Origin of the sequence: Pseudomonas sp. GM78 (assembly GCF_000282475.1) — a bacterium.
GTDB lineage: Bacteria > Pseudomonadota > Gammaproteobacteria > Pseudomonadales > Pseudomonadaceae > Aquipseudomonas.
On sequence record NZ_AKJF01000009.1, the window covers coordinates 29,837 to 49,340 of the forward strand.

The following is a 19,504-nucleotide window of genomic DNA, read 5'->3' on the forward strand; positions in this document are numbered from 1 at the left end:
CTTAACCCAGGGTAATTGCGGAGCGTTGGCTGTACAGGGCGTCGACTTCCTTCTGCAGGCTGACGACTTTCTGGTTCATTCTCTGAATGTTCATCTCCACTTGCCGGATCTCGGCGCTGGAGCCTTGTGAACGCTCGGCATCTGCCACCTTGCGGTACTCGGTGACTTTGGTACGCATGTTGGCAAGGTCTTTGCGCAGGCGTGCGATGTCCGAATCGATCCCGGCGATTTGCGCCTGGGCCCTGTTCTTGTCGACTTTCTTGTTGGCGATGTCCTTTTTGATCTGGGCAATTTGCGCACGGTCATCATTGATCACTTGCTGAGCGGTCGCTGTCCGGGCGATCACGTTCTGCGTGTCTTGTTCGACGTCGCTGTTCATCTTCGCCAGGCGGGTGGTGGTGTCGGCGTATTGGGCGCGACGTTGATCCAGGTAATAGTTCGCGCCCATGGCCACGCCACACGCGGTAATACCGGCGGCGATGACGCACACGGTTTTGTTGTTGCTGTTGGACAGCGCGCAAGCAAGGATGCCGACACCAGCGCCGACGGCGCAGGCCTGGTATCCGGACTTGCTGAAGAACTCTGCGTCATTGCCCTGGGTCAGGCGCGGGTCGGGACCTTCACCTTCGCCATCGCCGAGCATGGAACTGCCAGTGTTGGCGCAACCGGTCATTAGCAGGCTGCTGGCGACTACGAAAGCGATCTGTAGTTTGAAGCGAGTCCAAAGGCTGCGCGACATGGTGAAACTCCTACGTAACGGTGTTGACGCGTTGTTATTGAGTGACGGTTTTGCAGCTGTTCAGCCAGGCTGCAGTGTCGATTTTTTGCTTTTGCAGGAACGCTTTCTGATTGGCCCAGTGCGTGCGCAAGTAAGGTTTCAGGTCTTGCAGCTGCTTGTTGCGGGTGATGATTTCTTCCATCACCGGGACTTGCGTTTCAAGCAGTGGCTGGCCGTACAAGGTAGCCGACTCCACCAGGCTGCTGGCGTAGTAACGGCTGAGTTTGTGCAGGCGGTCCTTTTGCTCCTCGAGCTTGCCTTTACGCATGTCGCAACTGGCGTCTTTGTCCGCACCTTCGCAATTGAGCTTGTAGTTCTTTTGCAGGAAGTCCACGTACTGGCCGTCGTCGAGCATCTTGGTGCACAGGAACGCACCCAGGTTGAGGCTGGCGCGGATCGCCTGGTCGCGGGTTTCTTCCTGCTGCTGGTTACTCGCGCGCAGCTGGTTCTCGAGGGCCTGGAGCTTTTCCTTGAGCGCTTTGTCTTCGACGCCCGAGGCGAGGCTGTTCAGCGATTGCACGGTGCCTTTGTCGGCGGATTCGGGTTCCTGGCTGCCGGTGCCGAGTTTCTTCCAGCTGCTCTCGATGCTGGCGACTCGCTCGCGAGAGGTGAGGGTCGGGGAGACCAGTACCAGTCGCAGGCCGGTGGTCTTGTTTTTCACCTGGCCTTCGGCATTGTAATACGGTTCTTCCTTACGTAATGCAGTGTGCAGGTCGGCCTGCGCGGTCAGGTAGTTTCCGCCACGGACGACGTAGCCACCGGCCTGACCGTGCTGGCGGTCGAGTTTGTTCAGGCGAAACGGCTCGAACATCATTTCGTCGACGTTACCGAGCATGTCATGCAGGCCTAGCGGGTTGGGCTTTTGCAGGCCGGTCAATTGCACTTTGCCATTGGACGATTGCGCCCCGGCGAACCACTCGTAGGCGTTGATGCCTTCTGGCATCGGGTAGTGCGTGTCGCGGAATTCAGCAGCACCGACTTCCAGCCCGCCGCGCGCGGCGAACTCCCATTCGACCTCGGTCGGCAGGCGCAGGAAACCCAAGGCGCCGTCCTCCTTTGGCAGCTTGCCGGCGGCGTTTTTGCGCAGCCACAGGTTGTACTTGTCGGCGGCGTCGATGGCTTGCACCCAGCTCACCGCCGTTTGCGGCAAGCGCAGCTTGGTGGCGGCGGTGGGGCAGGTCGCTTCGGTCAGTGCGGCGTATTGCAACTGACTCATCTCGTACTTGGCCATCAGGTAGTAGCGGGACTTGTCGTTCTTGGCCCCGGTAAAACTGCCGGCGATAAAGGTCGGGCGGGTCTGCTCGACATAGCCGTATTCCGCGCCGTCCTGACCGATGTTGATCGGGTAGTCATCCAGGGGGCCTGCGACCGGAATGAACACCTTGCGAAACACCATCGAACCGTCGCAGGGCATCGGCAGCACGACATCGCCAGCCTCGGGCATTGGGTTGTAATACTTCTCTTCCCAGCCCGCCGCCGAGGCGTCGAGCAAGTAGCCGAGGCTCAGGGGCAACAGCAAGCCAAAACGTTTATAGCTCACGCAGACTCTCCGCAGGTTGGATGTTGATGGCTCGCAGGGCGCCGATCATGGCCACCAATGCAGCGACCAGGAAGGTCAGGAGCAGGGCGGCGACGCCATGCCAGACGGTGATGTGGCAAACGAAGGTGCCGGTGGCCTGGCTGCCACCGAGCAGGTAGTCGAACAAATGACTGCCCACGGCATAAGACCCCAGCCCGCCCACGTAGCCGGCCAGACTCAGCACCAGCGCCTGCAGGACCACGAAACCGCCGACGGACCTGCGCTTGAAACCCAGCAGGCGCAGGACTGCCAGGCTTTTGCGTTTACGATCGATGTTGGCCAGGAACGCGCCAACCATGGACGCCACGCAGCCGATCAGCGCCGCGATGGCGATCACACCGAAGATCAACCCCAGCACATGGTTGATGGCTTTGACGTTGTCGATGTCGGCCAGTTGGCTCGACGTTTCGATGTGTTGTTCGTTGAGCCAGTGTTCCAGCGGCGCGACTTGATCGATGTCACGCGCATACACTCGGGCGCGGGCATACAGCGGTTGCAGGTTATCCTGAGGCTTGCCGGTGGTAATGCCGAACTCACTGACCTGATAACCGTCGCGAAAGCGCTCCAGAGCCAGCAACAGCGGCGGGGCGACAAACCCGGCAGCGCGACCGAAGCGGGCACCGTCGAGCACGGCCAGTACCGTCAGCGTCATTTCGCCACGTTCATTGACACCCTCCAGGCGGCGCAAGGCCCGCAGCTGCACGCTGTCACCGGCCTTGGCTTGCAGGCGCTGCGCTGCGCTGGCGCTGAGGATCACTTGATTGCCGACGGGGTTGAGTGACGCCAGGTTCAATTGTGGGTCGCCGGGCTCGGTGGCGATGATTTCCGCGCCTTCGACAAACCGTTGCATGCCGATCAGCAGGTCAGCCTGGGTATTGAGCGAGCGGGTCTGGCCGAGGGCAAAACCGGTCTCGGGGCGTTGGCGCAAACGCTCGATCCAGGCCGAGTCGTAGTTGCCGTTGCTGAGCATCTTCACTTCAAGGTTGCGCGGGTCGCGCAGCAGTTCGTCCTGCAGTTGGCTGACCACCCCATGCTTGAGCCCGAACAGCAACAACAACGGCGCGATGACCGCCACCAGGGAGGCGGCGATACACAGCGAGACCTTGCGGTCGTGCCACAGGTCTTGCAGTGCCAGTGAGCCCAGCAGGCACAAGCGATCAGTCCATCGGTTCAAACAGCGTCTCCCCTTGATGGCTGATAGCGCCGAGTCGCGGCAAGCCGAAATCCTTCAGCAAGGCCCAATCATGGGACACAACGAGCGCACTCAGGCCCATGCTCGACACCAGGCTCAGGAGCAACTCGAACAAACGCCGTGCACCGTGAGGGTCGAGCGCGGCGGTTGGCTCGTCGGCCAACAGCAGCAGCGGTTCATGGGCAATTGCCCGAACGCAGGCAACGCGCTGGCGTTCGCCGATCGACAAGGCCTGAGGTTGTTTATCCAGCAACCCTTGCAGGCGCAACACGTCAACCGCGTGGTCGATGTGATCGCTCCTGGCCGGCATTCCGAGCAAACGGCGCGGCAGGCTGATGTTGTCGCGCACGCTCAGGAACGGCAGCAAGCCACCGCTCTGCAAAATGAATCCCAAGTGCCGTGAACGCACCGCTGCCAGAGCAGGCTGGTCGTCCGTGGCGAGCAGTTGGGCGATATCCTGGGCGTGCGTCGGGCCCAGCCGAAAGCGCTCGAGTTCCACCGGCGCGAGCAACAGGCCGATGGCTTCGAGCAACGTGCTTTTGCCGCTGCCGCTCTCACCGGTGATGGCGAGGATTTCCCCAGCGCCGACCTGCAACTGCGGCAGTCGCACATGATGAGCCTGTGCGCCTTCACCACGGCGCACCAGCAGGTTCTTGATATCGAGCATGGGCGTCTCGTTAAGGCATCATTTCCAGCGGTACGGGGTAGACGTTGTCCCGCGCATCGCTGTCTTTGGCTAAAGCGACCCAACGATCGACATCGGCGTTGTAACGCTGGTAATGCCGCAGTTTGGTGTTCAGCGTGCGGATGAATTTTTCCTGTGCCAGGCCATCCCAGCTCTTCCAGGTCTCTTCATCCAGGTTCAGCACTTCACTCTGATAAGGCAGGTCTTCGAGGTATTCACCGAGGACGCCCATGTCCGCCAGCTTGGCATTGCTGTTCTGCTTGAGCTGATTGGGATCGGCGCCCATGGTCGCCGCCACCGAGCGCAGGCGATTGAACATGTCTGTCGGCGAAATCAGGCCTTCGTTGGCAGCATCGAGAATCTGCTTCATCACGTCGCTCAAGTCGCTGAGCTGTGACTTGGTCAGCAGCACCCGCACGTCGGTGGTCGGGATGTTCTGCTTGATCAGGTCGCGGTCGGTGATCCATGCCTTGAACACTGGCGGTGCTTTGCTGTTGGTCTTCTCGCCGAGATAGGCCAGTTGCATGGCGTGGCCGATCAGCGCCGCGTCTTCGAGCATTTTTTTATCGGCCGGGTCCTGCTTGGCGTACGCCGCACTGCCGATGGCGTCTTCGCCCATATAGGCCGCTTTGACTTGTGTAGTGATCGCTGCGGCCAGTGCGTCAACCTTGCGCCCGAATTCCTGCACGTCGCCAGCGTTCACCGGGTAGTACAGCGAAGTGTTGGTGCCCGGGTAGGTCGACAGGTCCTTGTATTGCGCCTCGGCCTTCGCGTGGTCCTTGGCTCCGGCCGGGGTTTTCAGGTGCAGGGTGTAAATCGCCACGCCCGGGTTGGCGGCTTCAATACGCACCTGTGCAGCGCTCAAGCCGGTCTTGGACAGCTTGTCGTCACCTTCGATGGCGCCCGCATCGGTGATCAGCACCACGTAGCGTGCGCCGAACTGGTTCCAGTCGACCTTGTCGATGCTCTCCATGACGCCGGCAAACGAGTCTTCATCGAAGCTGCTGCTCGACACGGTGGCCTGTTTGAGGTCGGCAATCTTTGCGAAAAAGTCGGCGCTGTCTTTCACCTTGGTAGGGTCGGCGTACATCTTGGTGGTGTATTCCAGCCCCGGCACCGCCTGGGTGTTGGAGCGGAAAGCTACCAGGCCGAACTTGACCTGCTTGCCGAGGTTCTGCGCTTCGATCTTCTGGTAAACCTTGCGGATCGCCTCGCGGGTGCGGTCGATGTAGGGGTCCATCGAGATCGTCGAGTCGATGACAAATACCACGGCCGCACTGAATTCCTTCAGTTGGTTGGCCTTTTTGTCTTCGGCTTCCTTGCTGCCTGCAGCGCTGCCTGCAGCACCGCCCTTGGCGTTCTTGTCATCCGGCTTGCTGACGGAAGCGACGTTGAGCAGGCGCGTGCGGAAACCGCTTTCGGTCATGACTTCTTCGCCACTGAGCACCGGCAGCAGGTAGAACTGCTTTTGCAGGTCGACGAAGTATTCAGGTTCTTCAGCCAGCACGCCGGGTGCTTGCTGGCCCTTTTTCAGCGTGGCCCGCAGCGGCGCCACTTTGCTGACCGGGTCCGGCGCATCAAGAATGCCCTCGACGGTGGCGCGGTCCTTGAAAAACAGCAGCCGGTCGCGGTTGGCCGGGTTGGTGAAGGCCAGCGTCAGTTGCATCTTCCAGTCGGTGGTGCAGCTGGCAGGCAGCCAGCCAATGGTTTTGCCGTAGCTGTCGGGGCCGACTTTCAGCCACTCGGCGTTGTTCGCCTGGGCGCGCTCGTACACATAAAAGCGGCTGAAGACGGGCGGTGCGTCGCCTGCCGCACCGCCCGCCGTCGGGCTGACTTTGCAGCCCGGCGTGGTCAGCACGCGTTGGAACAGGGTCTTTTTACCGGCCTGGATCAGCGGTTTGTCATCGGCCTGGGACAGCGGGCTGATGCACAGCGCCAGTAATGCGGCACCGCTCAGCAGGAATCGACTCAGGGGCGAACGCATCACTTCTGCAACTCCTCGAAGCGCTGCTTGGCTTCGGCGTTGTTCGGGTCCTGGGTCAGGATGGTTTCGTACCAGTAGGCGGCGGTGGCGTTGTCCGCAGTCGGGAAGCACTCGCTGGCCTTGAGGTATTTAGGGTCGTATTCACGGGCATAGGCGTTGGCGATCAGCGCGTCACCGGCCTGGGCACGGTTGGCGTACAGGCGCTGGGCGACGCCGCAGTGCTTGCTGGCCTTGGCCTGGTTGATGATCTCCAGCAATTTGGCACTGTCGGGCGCCGCCTTGATGCAGGTCTGGACGAAGGTCAGCTCGGGCAGGCTGTTCATGCTGTCGAGGGTGCAGGCTTGAGCGTCGGCGCCGGCAGGTGCGACGGGGGCGGTGGCAGTGGTGGCAACCGCAGGGGCCGGGGTGCGTTTGTAGAACCAGAATCCGGCGCCTGCCGCCAGCAGCAACACCACAATCAACAGACCGATCAGGCCTTTGTTGCTTTTTTTAACCGGTGCGGGAGGAGGCGAATAGGCAGGCTCGGTGTGCACCGACTCCAACTCCAGTTCTGGCTCGGCGGTGGACAGGGTCAGTTCAGGCAGGTCCGGGATCTCCGGGATCTCTGGTTCCGGTGCCGGTGCGCTCGGCGCCGTCAATTCGGCACTGCCGTAAGTCGAACGTGTCTGGCCACCGGCCGTGGACGGCAGCAAACCAACGCCAGGGCGAACCACGCCTTTATCGGCATGACCGTGGCTCTGTTCGCGCAGTTCGATCTGGAATTGCGAGTTGGCGACGCCTTCCAGCAGCGGGTCGACCACGTCCGGACCGACCTGCGTCTCCAAAGCTTCGCCGTCGGCCGAGAGGTTGAAACGCGAGACCTTGAACCAGAATGGATTGTTGCTCCAGGCCTTTTGGTCCTGAAGGTAAAAACCGTCCTGGTTGCGCTGAATGGAAAACTCCAGCTGTTCCTCGCCACCCTGCCATTTCTTCACAGTGAGGCGGGCCTGGCCAGGCACATTGGGCTCTAACGCGAGCAGGTCGACACGAATTGGCATTGCTTATCTCGCTGCGAAGGCTGTGAGCACTTGGCCCAGCCGTTCGTTCTGTTCAGGGGTGATTTCACGTCCGGCACCATGGCCGGCATTGTCCTGGGTGATGTAGGCCAGGCCCGAGAGCCAGTCGCCCAGGTACCGTTGCGCCTGGTTCGACGGTTGCGCCGGCAGTTCGGGCACTTGTCCCGGGCTAATGTCGGTGTAGAACGAAAACAAGGGCGCCTTGGCTCCGGTGCGGCTGTTCGGGCGCTCGTTCACCGGCTTCTGGAGGTAGCCGAACCAGGACACGAAATCGCGCAGCACACGTTGCACTTCCAGTACCTGGCGCTCGACCAGTTGATCGCGCCGCGCGCCACTTTGTGCGCGCTTGAGGACGGCGCGGCTCAATTGCCCCGGCAGGTCCTGGCGATAGCCGGCGGTGATCAGTTCATCGACCACCGCTTCCAGCAAGGCCTTTTCCAGCCCCAGCAGGTTGAGCAGGCTTTGCCGGGTGGTCAGTTCCCGCAGGTGCGCGATCCAGGCCTTGAAGGCCGCTTTGGCAAAGCGATGCTCATTGCTTTGCAGCTCGGGCGCCGGGGTGCCGGTTTTGTTGCTCGCCGGCGTGCTGGTGGGGCTCAGGTCGTCACCGAAATCGAAGTCGAAACCGGCGTCGTTGCCGTACAGGCTCTGGCTCGGCGTCGGCGCGACCGGTTCGTCGGTCACGGCCGGCTCGTCATCGGTTTCGTACACGCCGCTGAGGTACAGGTCGCGCACCTCTTCGCTCGGCATGTCGAGTTGATCGATCAATTCGCCAAGTACGGCCGGGCGACGGCCCAGGCCCGTCAGAATCATTTGCGCCTTGGCTTTCTTGGCGGCTGCGGCGCTGTCGTCGTCAGCGTGGTACCAGCTGCTCAGGCCGTGAGTGGTCAGGCCTTCGAGGCATTCGCTCAATTGCTCGCGGATGCGCTGCAATTTGAATTCGATATTGGCCACGCCTTTGAAACTGCCGCTGAAGTGGCTGATGCCACCGTCATCGTTGCGCAGCATTTCTGTCCAGGCGTTGGCCGGGCTCTTGATGTGTTTGCACACCAGAGCGTTGCTGGCGAAGCTGGTGCCCAGCGCGCTGACACGTTCCTGATAGAGGGCATTGAGGCCGGTTTCCGCACCGGTCGCGTCTTGCCCGATGAACGCCGCGTCCATACGCGGTTTGCGCACCAGGTAGGTGTTCTGGAACGGTGTGCCGGCCCAGTCGTTCATCCAGCTCAGGCTGCCGAAACGCTCCAGCATGGTCAGCTTGATCATGCCGTTCCAGCTCTCGTCGTACTGATCAGGCGTCAGGCTCAGGGAGTTGGTGATGCGCAGGTCGAGCATGGTCAGCGCCCAGATCAGGCCGGTGTCGCGCTTGCTGCGGGCGGCCGAGTCGGCGCCCTGGGTTTTTTCGATCCAGCGGGTCAGTACCGGGCCCACGTCGTTGACGTCGCTCTGTTTGGTCGAGCCTGTGCACACCACCAGCGCGTTCATTTCCTGATTGTCGGTGTAGCGTTCGAACAGGTAGGCGACCTTGCCGCGCAGGATCAGCTGGGAAACGGAGTTGTCCTTGGCGGTAGACTCGGGGTCGCTGGAATCGGCGATCTCGTGCAGTTTCTGGCGCCCGCGATAACCGGGGAAGTCCAGCAGGTCGACCTGATTGACGATGTCATCTACTGGCGCTTCGATCAGGCGGAAGGTCATTTCGGCGGTCAGTGCCGCCAGTTGCGCGACCGCAATGGCCTGACTGTTTTGCAGGCGATCGCCAACCAGTGGTCGAACATCGATCGGCAAGTCCTGCGGGCTGCCGAAGCGTTCGAGGATGTCGACGTTCATGATGCTGTCGCGCTGGCTGTAGGTGTCGTTGTCGAAACTCACCAAGGCCTTCAGAGGTGCGAATACGGTCTCGGGCAGACCCAGCTTGTGCAGCGCACCGGCCAGTTGCTGGTACACGCGCGTCAACTCGCGTTGCTCACCCCAGAGAATCGAAAACAGCTCGGCCCTTTCCTGGAAATTCAGGCGTGGCGCCAGTTGCAACGCTTTGGGCCAGTACAGGTGCTCGAGCTTCTTCACCGAGTTGCGGAAGTTGTCGCGCAGGTAATCCCACAGCGACACCAGATCGTCGGCGTTGACGCCCGTTTGCAGCGGCCCGGTTTCGCGGCCTTCGAACGGTTTGAGCACGCGTTGGATGCGCTCTTCATCGATCTCGTAGGAAATCCGTTCAAGGTCGAAATCCTTGAACCAGGCGTTGGCGAGAATCTTCGCCAGCTCGATTTCCTTGAACAGCGTGAGTTCTACAGGGAAGTCATTGTCCTGACTGACCGTCGCCCGACGGCTGAAACGCGTTACCAGGCCGGTGGCTTCCTTGCCACCACCCACCGGGTTGATGTGTTTGATGAAGTCCAGGCGCTGGTCGCCGAACTCGGTTTCCAGCTTGCCGTTCTGACCGGCGGCGAGGGCCGAAATCAGGTAGGACTTGCCGGCCTGGGACAAGCCGAAAAAGCCAATGGTCATCGGCGTGCAGGCCACGCGACCGAGGCTTTGGGCCAGGTTGCGGGCGCGGTGCAGGCGGATGTTCAGGTTGTCGGCTTCGCTGTCCAGGCGCGGTGCATTGCCGCGTGTCTGGCCAATCCAGTCCAGCGCCTGACCGGCGCCTTCATAAACAGCGGCCCAACTGGCAGAGAGCTGAGTTTGATCAGGGGTCAGGTCGTTCATTTGCGTTTCACACTTCCACTGTCGAGCCAGTACTTGGTCTCGCTCAGGCCGGCGTCGAGCATGGTGTTGAGTTCCAGCTCGAGGTCGCTGCGCGGGTTGAAGTTGACGTTGTTACTGTTGGATTCGATGTCGCGAACCGAGAGGCGGTCGCTGACCAGATCCTGCTTGCGGGTGTATTTGTCCGCCGGTTTGACCTCGAACCGTACCTTGAGCAGCGGCGCGCTGCCGTTTTCACCGATCGCGCGGGAGAACTTCTCCCGACCCGCCTTGGTGAACCGCAAGGTATACAACGGCGAAGCGGCCCAGCGTTCAGCGGCCAACTGGCGGAAACCGAGGCGCAGATCGCCGCGCATTTCCAGCTGTGGCGTGTCGGCGGCGTCGCCATCGCCAATTACCGGTAGCTTGATTTTGTAGTCTTCGGACTGGATATCGCGGTACAGCACGTCGGCGTCCTTGATCACGTTGTTCAGATCGATGACGCCGATGTTCTTGACCGTCGAATACGGCTTGAGCGCCGATGCCCGGAAGTAGAAGTTCGGCACGCTGTGGTTGGCGCACAACAGGCAGAGCATGGCACCGACCGAGGCGGTGCTTTTCGGGTCGTCGATCCGGCCGTTCTTGTGAAACGGATACCAGCCGCCGGTGCGGTAGTTTTGCAGCGCCAGAATGCGCCCCGGTGGCAGCGGCAGCACCTTGCGAATGAACGCCTGGATGCCGGGCAGGCGCGAAGGGCGGCCTGTCAGCAGCAGGACATCACACGGGTAATGCGCGACCACTTCACACAGCGCCCCGAGGATCTTGGTGATGTTGATCTGGTCGTTGAGGAACGCGGCGTGGAGCTTTTGCAGGTCGAAGCTGATCGGCGCGGCATACAGGTCGAAACCGCTCTGGGCGCCGACATCGCGACGCACGGCGGCATTGACGTAGTCGAGCACGGTCTGGCTGATCGCGTTGTCACCGAGCAATTGGCGGTAGCTTTGCGGGATGACTTCTTGCGGGACCTGCGGATCGTAATGCTCGTACGCCTTGAGCAGCGCCAGGCCCAGCGGGGCGAACACCTGGAGGTTCAATTGCTGACGCAGGATCATGTCCTGGGCACTGACCGATTCATCGCCACACAGCCGCGACATCAGTGAGTTCGGGGCCTTCACGCCGGCGTTCTGCAAGGCTTTTTCGAAACTCGGCAGGATGAAGTCCTGAATCACGTCCAGCAGGATGTCGTCGCCGGCCACTTTGAAGCCATCGCGAAAACGCTGTTCGGGCACGATGTGCACGTTGCTGCCGCTGCCGGTATTGCCCGCGCGGTCGAGACGATAGTCGGTGATCACAAGGTCCGTGGTGCCACCGCCGATGTCGATGGTCGCGAGGGTGATGCGTTGGCGGTCGGCCTTGTCCGGTCGGGCGATGGTGTCAAAAAACTCTTCCGGGTGACCGGCGAAGTTCTCATTGACCTCGGTGTACAGGTAAACCAGCTGGCCGCAGGACGCTTCGTCCCATTCCACACGGATACTCGGGATCGGCGTGCGCGGGCTGACGGCCTGGTCCAGATGTGGATCTTCCTCACCGGCATGCCAGCCGAGGCTTTTCCACACCAGGCCGATGGCCTGCAGCATGCGTTCGTTGAGGATGCTGCGCTCGGCCTGCGGCATGCCCGGCGGCACGGTCAGGGTAATACTGTTGAGCTGGCGCGGCACGCGGGTGTGACCCTGGCGCGAGCGCTGGGCCGGGCTGTTGATTTGCGACAGCGCCTGGGCCAGTACTTCGGCGAGCATGAAGGTCATCAGCGAGCTGCGTGAGTAACGCGGCATGAACACCGGCAGGCGATCGTCTTCTTCGAGGCTGTAAAGCGCCTCGCCGGTTTCGTTGATCAGGTGCGAGAACGGCGCGGCGGTGGCAAACGGTTCATTGTCGGTCTTGATGTACGAGCAGTTGAAGCGCCAGCCGTGGCCATAGGCGTTTTCGTCCCACAGATAGCGTTTCGGGCTGGACAGGCCAGTGGAGCCTTCGGTGCCGCGACGACGACTGGCCAGGCGACCGGCCTCATTGCCGACACGGGCAATCGTCGCCCATTGGAACGCATCGTGACGACCACTCTTGACCGAACAGTGGTCCTTGCCGAAATACGCTTGGGCGAATTCCACGCGGCTTTCGAACGGCAGGTTGTAGGTGTGTTCGGGGGTGATCAGGTCGCGCAGTTCCAGCACGTAGTTCTGCTTCAGTCCGGAACCGGCCTGACCGTGGTTTTCGATCAGGATGCCGCAGGTGCGCGAGTTGCCGACGTCCAGCACCAGGTCCACCGGTATCGGTTTGACCAGGCCATTGCTGTCGTTGGCAACCACTTTCAGCTCGGGGATTTCAACTTTCGCCTGGACCTTCGACTGTTGGGCGGCTGACGGTTTGCTCAACAGGCTGAGCAAGTTGAGGTAGTGCGCCAGGTGGTGGTTGGCGCGGATATCGATGTCCAGCTCTGCGCGCGAACGGTGGGCATTGCCCTCATTGAACACTTCCAGCAACCACTCGTTGACCCACGGCTGCGCCAGAAACCAGCGGGTTTCGCTCGCTTTGGTCGCCAGTTTGAAAGACACGCCGGAGCTGATGTCTTCTTCGTTGGGCGCCAGATAGGCAGTGCCGTCACGCTTGGGCATCACACGGCTGTCGAACGCCATCGTCAGGCGGTGGGTGTTGCCGTCGATGTCGGGAGTCTCCAGTTTCACCAAGCGCATGCGCGACCAGTTGCTCGGACCTTCGTCGAAGCGATGCGGCGGCATGAAGCGGAAAAACGGGATCGGCAGCCAGATACCGTCGAGCAAATCGAGGCTGCTTTTCATGTCGACGCTGAACGCAGGTTTGGCTTTTTCGACCTTTTCCGGTTCAGGTTCGTAGAAAAAGAAGTCTTTCTCTTCGTTGTACGCCAGGCGGCAGATCAGCCCACTGATCATCGGTGCGAACTCGCCCGCCGGTTCCTTGCGGGGATCCAGGCGCAGGGCGAAATCCATGAACTGGATGCCGGTGTCGCTGACCAGCGTGACGGTGTCTTCGAATTGAGTGACTTCAGGCAACATGTCGGGTTATTCCGTTTTTTCGGCCACTTGCCGCATGGACATGGGGAATTGTTCTTTTCCGTAACCGCCGGTGCAGTCCGCGATCGTGGTCGCCCCTGGGCGGCAGTTGACCTTGGGCATCTCGTAAGTGCTGCCATCGGCGCAAACGGCCTGGCCCTGGCTGTCGATGGCCAGGCTGCCACCCTTCATAGTAGCGCTCACCGGCCCACTGCATTTCGATCCGTTGGCCTGGTGGACGGTGACTTGGCCCTTACCGTCCTTGAGCTGGTATTCCAGGCGCAGCGGTTTGCCGGTTCGGCTGTCCTGTATCCCGGCGCCTGCGCTGTACTGGCCATCGAGAAATTTGGCGGCACCGTCGGCGGCGTCTGGCGGGATGCTCAGGGGCGGGCCGGATTTTGCGGCGGCGGATTTTTCTGCTTCGGGCGATGTGACATCCGGCGGCGCGGTTTTGTTTTCGGGTGGCGCGGTCTTGTCTTCAGGTGACTCAGTTTTGTTTTCGGGTGGCGCAGTTTTGTTTTCAGCTGCGGGGTCTATGGCCGGGTCTTTGCTCAAGTCGGCGGGTGCCATGTCAGCCTCGTTACCCTCGACGGCCGGCGTTTCCACACCCTGCGTTCCGGTCACGGCGGTGCCGGTTCCAGTGGTTGAGCCTATAACGGTGCCTGTCACCGGGACGCCATTCAGCGTCGTGACATTGCCGGTCAGAGGCGGCTCTTCCAGTTGTTTTTCCACCGGTACAACGCCCTTGGGCAGAAAATCTACCGCCACCAACGGGATCGGGACGCACCCTCGCAGGCCGAGCAACAGCCACAAAAGCAGCAGCAGGAGCGGCAGCAGCAACAGCCACCACCAACGACGCCACCACGGACGGGCAACCACCGGCACGACAGGCGCAACAACAGGCGCTTCGGCCACGGGTGGCAGCGTGAACGCGGGCGGGACCTGATAGAGGCAGTGCAGGGGATCGCTATTGCCAGTACCGGCATGCTCGAAACCCCAGAAGGTCAGCACCGGCTTGCCTTGCACCAGATAAACGAAGTTTTCGTCCGGGAAATGAATCACGCGCTTGAGTAGCTTGCCGAACACGGCTTTGTCGCCTTGCTGCTGTTCGGCGGAGTCAGTACCCAGGAAACGCTGGCTCAATTCTTCGAGCGCGGTCTTCAGCGCTTCAAGCTGGCGGCGGGCAGGGGCGCGTTCTTCTTCGGTCGCGCTGCTCCACGGAATCACATCGCCGTCGAGGGCGCTGTACCAATCGATCTGGTTACCGAGCTCATCGCTTTGAGGGATGGCCAGATGATCTACCAAATCGGGATTCTTGCGGCGAATGGCTTCGCGCAATTGCAGGGCTGCCCGGTAGACCGGTTGACCTGTTTCGCCGAGGGCAGTGAATGACCCGCTCTTACCGCTGCGTAATAGTGCCCCGCGCATTCAAACTCCATACGATCCGTTGCGCAAAAATGACAGACAAATGTGCCTGTACCTGCTCCTGCATTTGGCAAGTGACCATGATGCCATAATGGTGTCGCCGTCAAGCTGCAGGAGGTTTAAACCTCATGAGACTAACGTAAGCGTGCGGAGGTTGCATAAGGTCAATATTAATTGGCTCTGGAAGGCTAGGGGGTGCACTTTTTAAGCTTGCTGAATCGTTTCATCAGCGCTATAAAAAATGCACAACTCCAAGAAAGGCTTTCCCCATGTCCCCGCTCAAACTCCTCGTTGTCCTTGGCGCGCTGTCCGCCTCCCACGCCATGGCTTGGGATTACGTCCTGCTCGACAGCGACAAAGCCGCGCAAAACTGGCAGATCACCAGCCAGCAACTCGGTGTGAAAACCGACCAACCCTTCTCCGTGACACTTCGTACCTTGCACGGCGGGCGGCAAGAGGGCGTCAGCATCGTCGACATCGATAACGGCACGATGAAGCTCTCGGTGGTGCCGACTCGCGGGATGAACGTGCTGCAGGCGTCGGTCGGTAGTGTGCGCATGGGCTGGGATTCGCCAGTCAAGGAAGTGGTCAATCCGTCCTTCATCGAACTCAATGGCCGCGGTGGTCTGGGCTGGCTGGAAGGTTTCAATGAGCTGGTCACCCGCTGCGGCTACGAATGGGTCGGCCACCCCGGCGTCGACAACGGCGAACTGCTGACCCTGCACGGTCGAGCCGCCAACATTCCTGCGAACAAAGTCACCCTGCACATCGATGAAAAACCACCGTACGCCATCACCTTGCGCGGCGAACTGAAAGAGCAGGCGTTCAAGAAAGTCGACTTCTCCGTGGCGACAGAACTGGTCACCGAACCCGGCAGCGTAACGTTCGCGCTCAACGACACCCTGACCAACAACGGTGACTATCCGAAGGAATACCAGGCGCTGTATCACAGCAACTTCAGCACGCCGTTCCTGGAACAGGGCGCCCGCTTCGCCGCACCGGTGAAACAGGTCTCACCGTTCAACGACAAAGCCAAAGGCGATCTGTCGGACTGGCAAACCTACCGCGCACCGACCAAGGACTACGACGAGACGGTTTACAACGTGGTGCCGTATGCCGATGCCAAGGGCGATACGTTGACCGTGTTGCACAACAAGGCCGGCAGCCTGGGGGTTTCGGTCGGCTTCAACACTCAGACACTGCCCGTTTTCTCCCTGTGGAAAAACACCGATACCCAAGGCCAGGGCTATGTCACGGGGCTGGAGCCGGGAACAAGTTTTTCCTACAACCGCCGTTATCAGCGGCCACTGAACCTGGTACCGACAATCGGGCCGAAGGAACGCAAGCAGTTCCGCATCAGCTACAGCTTGTTGGCGGATAAGGCGGCTGTGGATAAGGCCTTGAAGCAGGTGAGCGAGATTCAAGGTGGGCGGGAGACTGAGGTGCGGCAGACGCCGTTGGTCGATCTGACCAAGGGGTGACGCTGGCTAGAGCGTTGTCGGTCGATATTGCAGCGCCTCGGCCAAATGTTCGCGCCTGATTCCGTCGGCTTGTTCAAGGTCCGCCAGTGTGCGCGCGACCTTGAGCAACCGGTGCGCTGAACGCAGGGAGAGGTTCAGCCGCTCACAAGCGGTTTCCAGCCAGTTTTCATCGACTGTGGATAACTTGCAGTGCTTACGCAGCCCCGGCAGATCGAGAAAGGCATTGGCACAGCCCTGACGTTTCTGTTGGCATTCGCGTGCCTCGGCCACTATCAATGCAGCGCTGGCGCTGTCCTCTCCCGGTTTCACGGCTGGATTCAGGGCCGTGGCCTCCCGTGCCACGGTCAGGTGCAAGTCGATCCGATCCAGCAGCGGGCCCGACAGCTTGTTGCGATAGCGCTGAACCATGTCAGGTGTGCAGGAGCAGCGCCCGGTAGGTTCGCCAAGATATCCACAGGGGCAGGGATTCATCGCCGCCACCAACTGGAACCGCGCTGGAAACCGTACGCGATCCTTCGCCCGGGAAATAACGATATGCCCGGACTCCAGGGGCTCTCTTAATACCTCAAGCACCCTGCGTTCAAACTCTGGAAGCTCGTCCAGAAACAACACGCCATGGTGCGCAAGGGTGATCTCGCCCGGCTGCGGTTTCGAGCCGCCGCCCACCAGCGCGGGCCCTGAGGCAGAGTGGTGGGGTTGGCGAAACGGCCGATGCGGCCAATGGCTCAGCGGTACGCAACTGGTGACCGATTGAATCGCCGCCACCTCCAGCGCTTCGCTTTCCGACAGCGGCGGCAGGAGCCCGGGCAGGCGACTGGCCAACAGCGTTTTTCCGGTCCCCGGTGGCCCGCTGAGCAGAAGGTTGTGCGCGCCCGCCGCGGCAATCAACAGCGCTCGTTTGGCTGCCTGCTGACCCTGCACTTCATTCAAATCGGGATAGGGCTTGCTGGCGTAGAGCAAACCATTGGAGACATAGGGCTCGATCGGTGTATGCCCATTGAAATGCGCGACCGCCTCCAGCAAATGATCCACCGCAATCACTTTCAAGCCCGACGCCAGGCACGCTTCCTCGGCATTGGCCCGCGGCACCACCAAAGAACGCCCGGCCTTGCGCGCCGCCAATGCCGCCGGCAATACACCACGCACGGCCCGGACCGCACCTGACAGCGCCAGCTCTCCCAGGCACTCCACATCATCGAGCGTCAGAGTCGGCACCTGCACGCTGGCCGAGAGAATCCCCAGCGCAATCGCCAGATCGAAGCGCCCGCCATCCTTGGGCAAATCCGCCGGCGCCAGATTCAGCGTGATGCGCCGTGGCGGAAACTGCAGCCCCGAATTGATGATCGCACTGCGCACCCGGTCCTTGCTTTCCTTCACCGCCGCCTCGGGCAGGCCGACCATGGTCAGCGATGGCAAACCATTGGCCAGATGGACTTCAACGGTGACAGAGGGAGCATCCACGCCAACCTGGGCGCGGCTGTGGACGATGGATAGGGACATGGTCGTTCCTTGAGGTGACGGAGGCCGCTTCCTGCGGTTTTTCAAGAGTAGACGTAGGCTGAGGCTTTGATGGGGTAGCTGATGGGGCAAACTTTCACTGGATGTTGCGAGTGAGCTGATACCTAGTCAAAAGCCCAGTCAGGTGGTTAATTTTGGAGGGTCTTTATAGGCACTTCCGCCTGCAAGCCAACCACTTGGCTCAAGCTCTTTGCCCCGAGCAAGAGCGACCTCCAAAAAACGGAGTTGATTGGCTGAAAGGTTCCCGGCTAACCGGCGTGCCTCGTTATGAAGTTGAACGATGTGTAGTAGTTTTGCTCGACGGCTTTTTTTCATAGCGAGCTCCAGTTGTGTGTGAGCTTTTTTTCGTCAGTTAGCTTAAGAGGCAAGCACGGTCCGGACGCAATGAGAATTGCCGTATGTTTTTGTAGGCATCAGCTGGATTTCAAAGGCTTTCTGAAGGCTGCTTGTAGTCCTTTTCCTAAAGTTCTGAAAGGGTGGCCAAGCTTCGTCATAGCGCGTTTGCATTTATGGTTTCAGGTTATACACTCAAGATTAATGCATAACGTTAAGCTTTAAATTATGATCGTTAGCTTTAGGTGTTCTGAGACCGAGTATCTGTTTTGCAACGGTAAGACCCGTTTGTTTTCAGCCATTCTGAGTGTCGCGGAACGAAAGTTGACGATGCTTGATGATGCTGTGGCGCTGAAAGATCTTCGATCTCCGCCGGGCAATCGCCTGGAGGCGTTGGAGGGAAATCGAAAAGGGCAGCACAGCATCCGCATCAACGCTCAATGGCGAATTTGCTTTGTCTGGGGCTATAACGGGCCGGAGAATGTCGAAATCGTCGATTATCACTGAGGTGAGTAATGACTAAGAATGGTATGCGCCCGGTACACCCTGGCGAGATCCTCAAAGAGGAATACCTGGAGCCTTTGAGCCTGACTGCTGCTGCTCTGGCCAGAGCATTGAACGTGTCGACACCTACGGTGAACGATATTGTGCTCCAGCGTCGGGGCGTCAGTGCTGATATGGCTCTAAGGCTATCGATTTGTCTGGACACGACCCCAGAATTTTGGCTGAACCTTCAATCGACTTACGATTTGCGTAAAGCCGAGATTGAACGAGGGGCTGCGATTCGAGATCAGGTCGAGCGGCTTGCGCACTGCGCATGATTGTAGTCTGGGATTTATTGAGCCCCACGCCAAAAGCGTGGGGTTTTTTATTCAAAATGCGTGAAGCATCTTCGCGGCTCTTTTCCACCAAGGCGCATTGATCGCGCACCTTGGAGTGTCTTGATCAGGCAGTATCTGCGGAACATCCTGCAACCGAATCCACGGCTGGTTGTTCCAGTGCAGCAAGCTTAGCGACATTTCCGGCCAGTTGAGCAGGCTCAGAATCGGGCGTTCGGCTGAGGTTGGCAGGTGAGCATCTCTCAAAGCTGGGACGACTTCGTGGGTCAGCCATTCGCGCAGGCCTCGGTATTCGGGGCAATAGTGATAGACCAACAATGCGTAAACACCGGATTCGCTGATCAGCAGGGTGTTTTCGATGCGGCCGTAGATGAGGGTTTTGGTAGTTTGGTATTGGTCGGGATCGAGTTTTCGGAGTTGGCGGTCGTTGAGGTAAATGCGCAGTAGGCGGCCGAGGTCGCGGGCGCTGAACCAGGGTTGGTTTTGCAGGAGTACGGCGTGGAAGTGGAGTTTGTGGCGGGTGAAGACGTGGGGGATCAGGTAAGCATCATCTCGATTCATTGATACAGCTCCTTTTGCTTAAGGGCTGCCGGCAATTGTCGCCAAACAATTGGGTGGCAGTTGTACGCGGGTTGGCGAACCGGAGCAAAAGGAACCCGGCAGACCCGGAGGTCTCCCACGCACAACCGCCATGACTTGCATCGATGGTCGTCATGCTCCTTAAGCTTCCAGGTCGCCAAACCCAGAGCTGAAACATTCAGCTGAGGGTGAGCTTAGGAACCGGAGGATCGCGGCGCAATCGGACGGCGGATGAGAATTTTGTAGGACGTTGCCTGGATTGTTGCGGGGCTTAGGATCAAAAAATCGCAGCCTTCG

Annotated in this window: 14 protein-coding genes; 3 read left to right on the plus strand and 11 right to left on the minus strand. The window is 60.1% G+C overall.

The window, feature by feature from the left end; genetic code table 11:
- Position 1: 1 nt before the first annotated feature.
- From PMI35_RS30920 to PMI35_RS30880, 9 genes are read right to left on the minus strand one after another with little or no spacing between them, the layout of a single operon-like run.
- The gene (locus PMI35_RS30920) at positions 2 to 739 is read right to left on the minus strand and encodes a hypothetical protein (RefSeq protein WP_008054633.1); all 738 of its coding nucleotides are present in this window, start codon (positions 737 to 739) and stop codon (positions 2 to 4) included.
- A 34-nt stretch (positions 740 to 773) separates the two neighbouring features.
- Positions 774 to 2,318: an SUMF1/EgtB/PvdO family nonheme iron enzyme gene (locus tag PMI35_RS30915; protein ID WP_008054635.1), complete on the minus strand. Its 1,545-nt coding sequence runs from the start codon at positions 2,316 to 2,318 to the stop codon at positions 774 to 776.
- Entirely contained in the window at positions 2,308 to 3,531 is a 1,224-nt protein-coding gene (locus PMI35_RS30910) for an ABC transporter permease (RefSeq protein ID WP_008054636.1), read from the minus strand. The genes PMI35_RS30915 and PMI35_RS30910 overlap by 11 nt, the downstream gene beginning before the upstream one ends.
- A complete protein-coding gene (locus PMI35_RS30905; RefSeq protein WP_008054637.1) occupies positions 3,515 to 4,216 on the minus strand; it encodes an ABC transporter ATP-binding protein in 702 nt (233 codons plus the stop codon). The genes PMI35_RS30910 and PMI35_RS30905 overlap by 17 nt, the downstream gene beginning before the upstream one ends.
- A 10-nt stretch (positions 4,217 to 4,226) precedes the next feature.
- Positions 4,227 to 6,218, minus strand: coding sequence for a vWA domain-containing protein (locus tag PMI35_RS30900; RefSeq protein ID WP_032831250.1), 1,992 nt, complete (start codon positions 6,216 to 6,218; stop codon positions 4,227 to 4,229).
- On the minus strand, positions 6,218 to 7,255 hold the full coding sequence (locus tag PMI35_RS30895; protein ID WP_008054639.1) for a hypothetical protein: 1,038 nt from the start codon (positions 7,253 to 7,255) through the stop codon (positions 6,218 to 6,220). The genes PMI35_RS30900 and PMI35_RS30895 overlap by 1 nt, the downstream gene beginning before the upstream one ends.
- Positions 7,256 to 7,258: 3 nt before the next feature.
- Positions 7,259 to 9,973: a putative virulence factor gene (locus PMI35_RS30890; RefSeq protein WP_008054640.1), complete on the minus strand. Its 2,715-nt coding sequence runs from the start codon at positions 9,971 to 9,973 to the stop codon at positions 7,259 to 7,261.
- Entirely contained in the window at positions 9,970 to 13,035 is a 3,066-nt protein-coding gene (locus PMI35_RS30885) for a virulence factor SrfB (protein WP_008054641.1), read from the minus strand. The genes PMI35_RS30890 and PMI35_RS30885 overlap by 4 nt, the downstream gene beginning before the upstream one ends.
- Positions 13,036 to 13,041: 6 nt before the next feature.
- A complete protein-coding gene (locus PMI35_RS30880; RefSeq protein ID WP_008054642.1) occupies positions 13,042 to 14,460 on the minus strand; it encodes an SrfA family protein in 1,419 nt (472 codons plus the stop codon).
- A 266-nt stretch (positions 14,461 to 14,726) separates the two neighbouring features.
- Here PMI35_RS30880 and PMI35_RS30875 point away from each other — a divergent pair, with 266 nt between their 5' ends.
- Positions 14,727 to 15,938 carry an aldose 1-epimerase family protein gene (locus PMI35_RS30875; RefSeq protein ID WP_008054643.1) on the plus strand — a complete coding sequence of 404 codons (1,212 nt, stop codon included), beginning with the start codon at positions 14,727 to 14,729 and terminating at the stop codon, positions 15,936 to 15,938.
- A gap of 6 nt (positions 15,939 to 15,944) precedes the next feature.
- Here PMI35_RS30875 and PMI35_RS30870 read toward each other — a convergent pair whose 3' ends face one another.
- Entirely contained in the window at positions 15,945 to 17,438 is a 1,494-nt protein-coding gene (locus PMI35_RS30870) for a YifB family Mg chelatase-like AAA ATPase (protein ID WP_008054644.1), read from the minus strand.
- A gap of 579 nt (positions 17,439 to 18,017) precedes the next feature.
- Here PMI35_RS30870 and PMI35_RS30865 point away from each other — a divergent pair.
- Positions 18,018 to 18,296, plus strand: coding sequence for a type II toxin-antitoxin system RelE/ParE family toxin (locus tag PMI35_RS30865; protein ID WP_008054645.1), 279 nt, complete (start codon positions 18,018 to 18,020; stop codon positions 18,294 to 18,296).
- 8 nt (positions 18,297 to 18,304) lie between these two features.
- Complete coding sequence (locus PMI35_RS30860) at positions 18,305 to 18,610, plus strand: HigA family addiction module antitoxin (RefSeq protein ID WP_007980826.1); 306 nt, start codon at positions 18,305 to 18,307, stop codon at positions 18,608 to 18,610.
- Positions 18,611 to 18,661: 51 nt separating this feature from the next.
- Here PMI35_RS30860 and PMI35_RS30855 read toward each other — a convergent pair whose 3' ends face one another.
- On the minus strand, positions 18,662 to 19,189 hold the full coding sequence (locus PMI35_RS30855; protein WP_008054646.1) for a BRO-N domain-containing protein: 528 nt from the start codon (positions 19,187 to 19,189) through the stop codon (positions 18,662 to 18,664).
- Between the last annotated feature and the right edge of the window lie 315 nt (positions 19,190 to 19,504).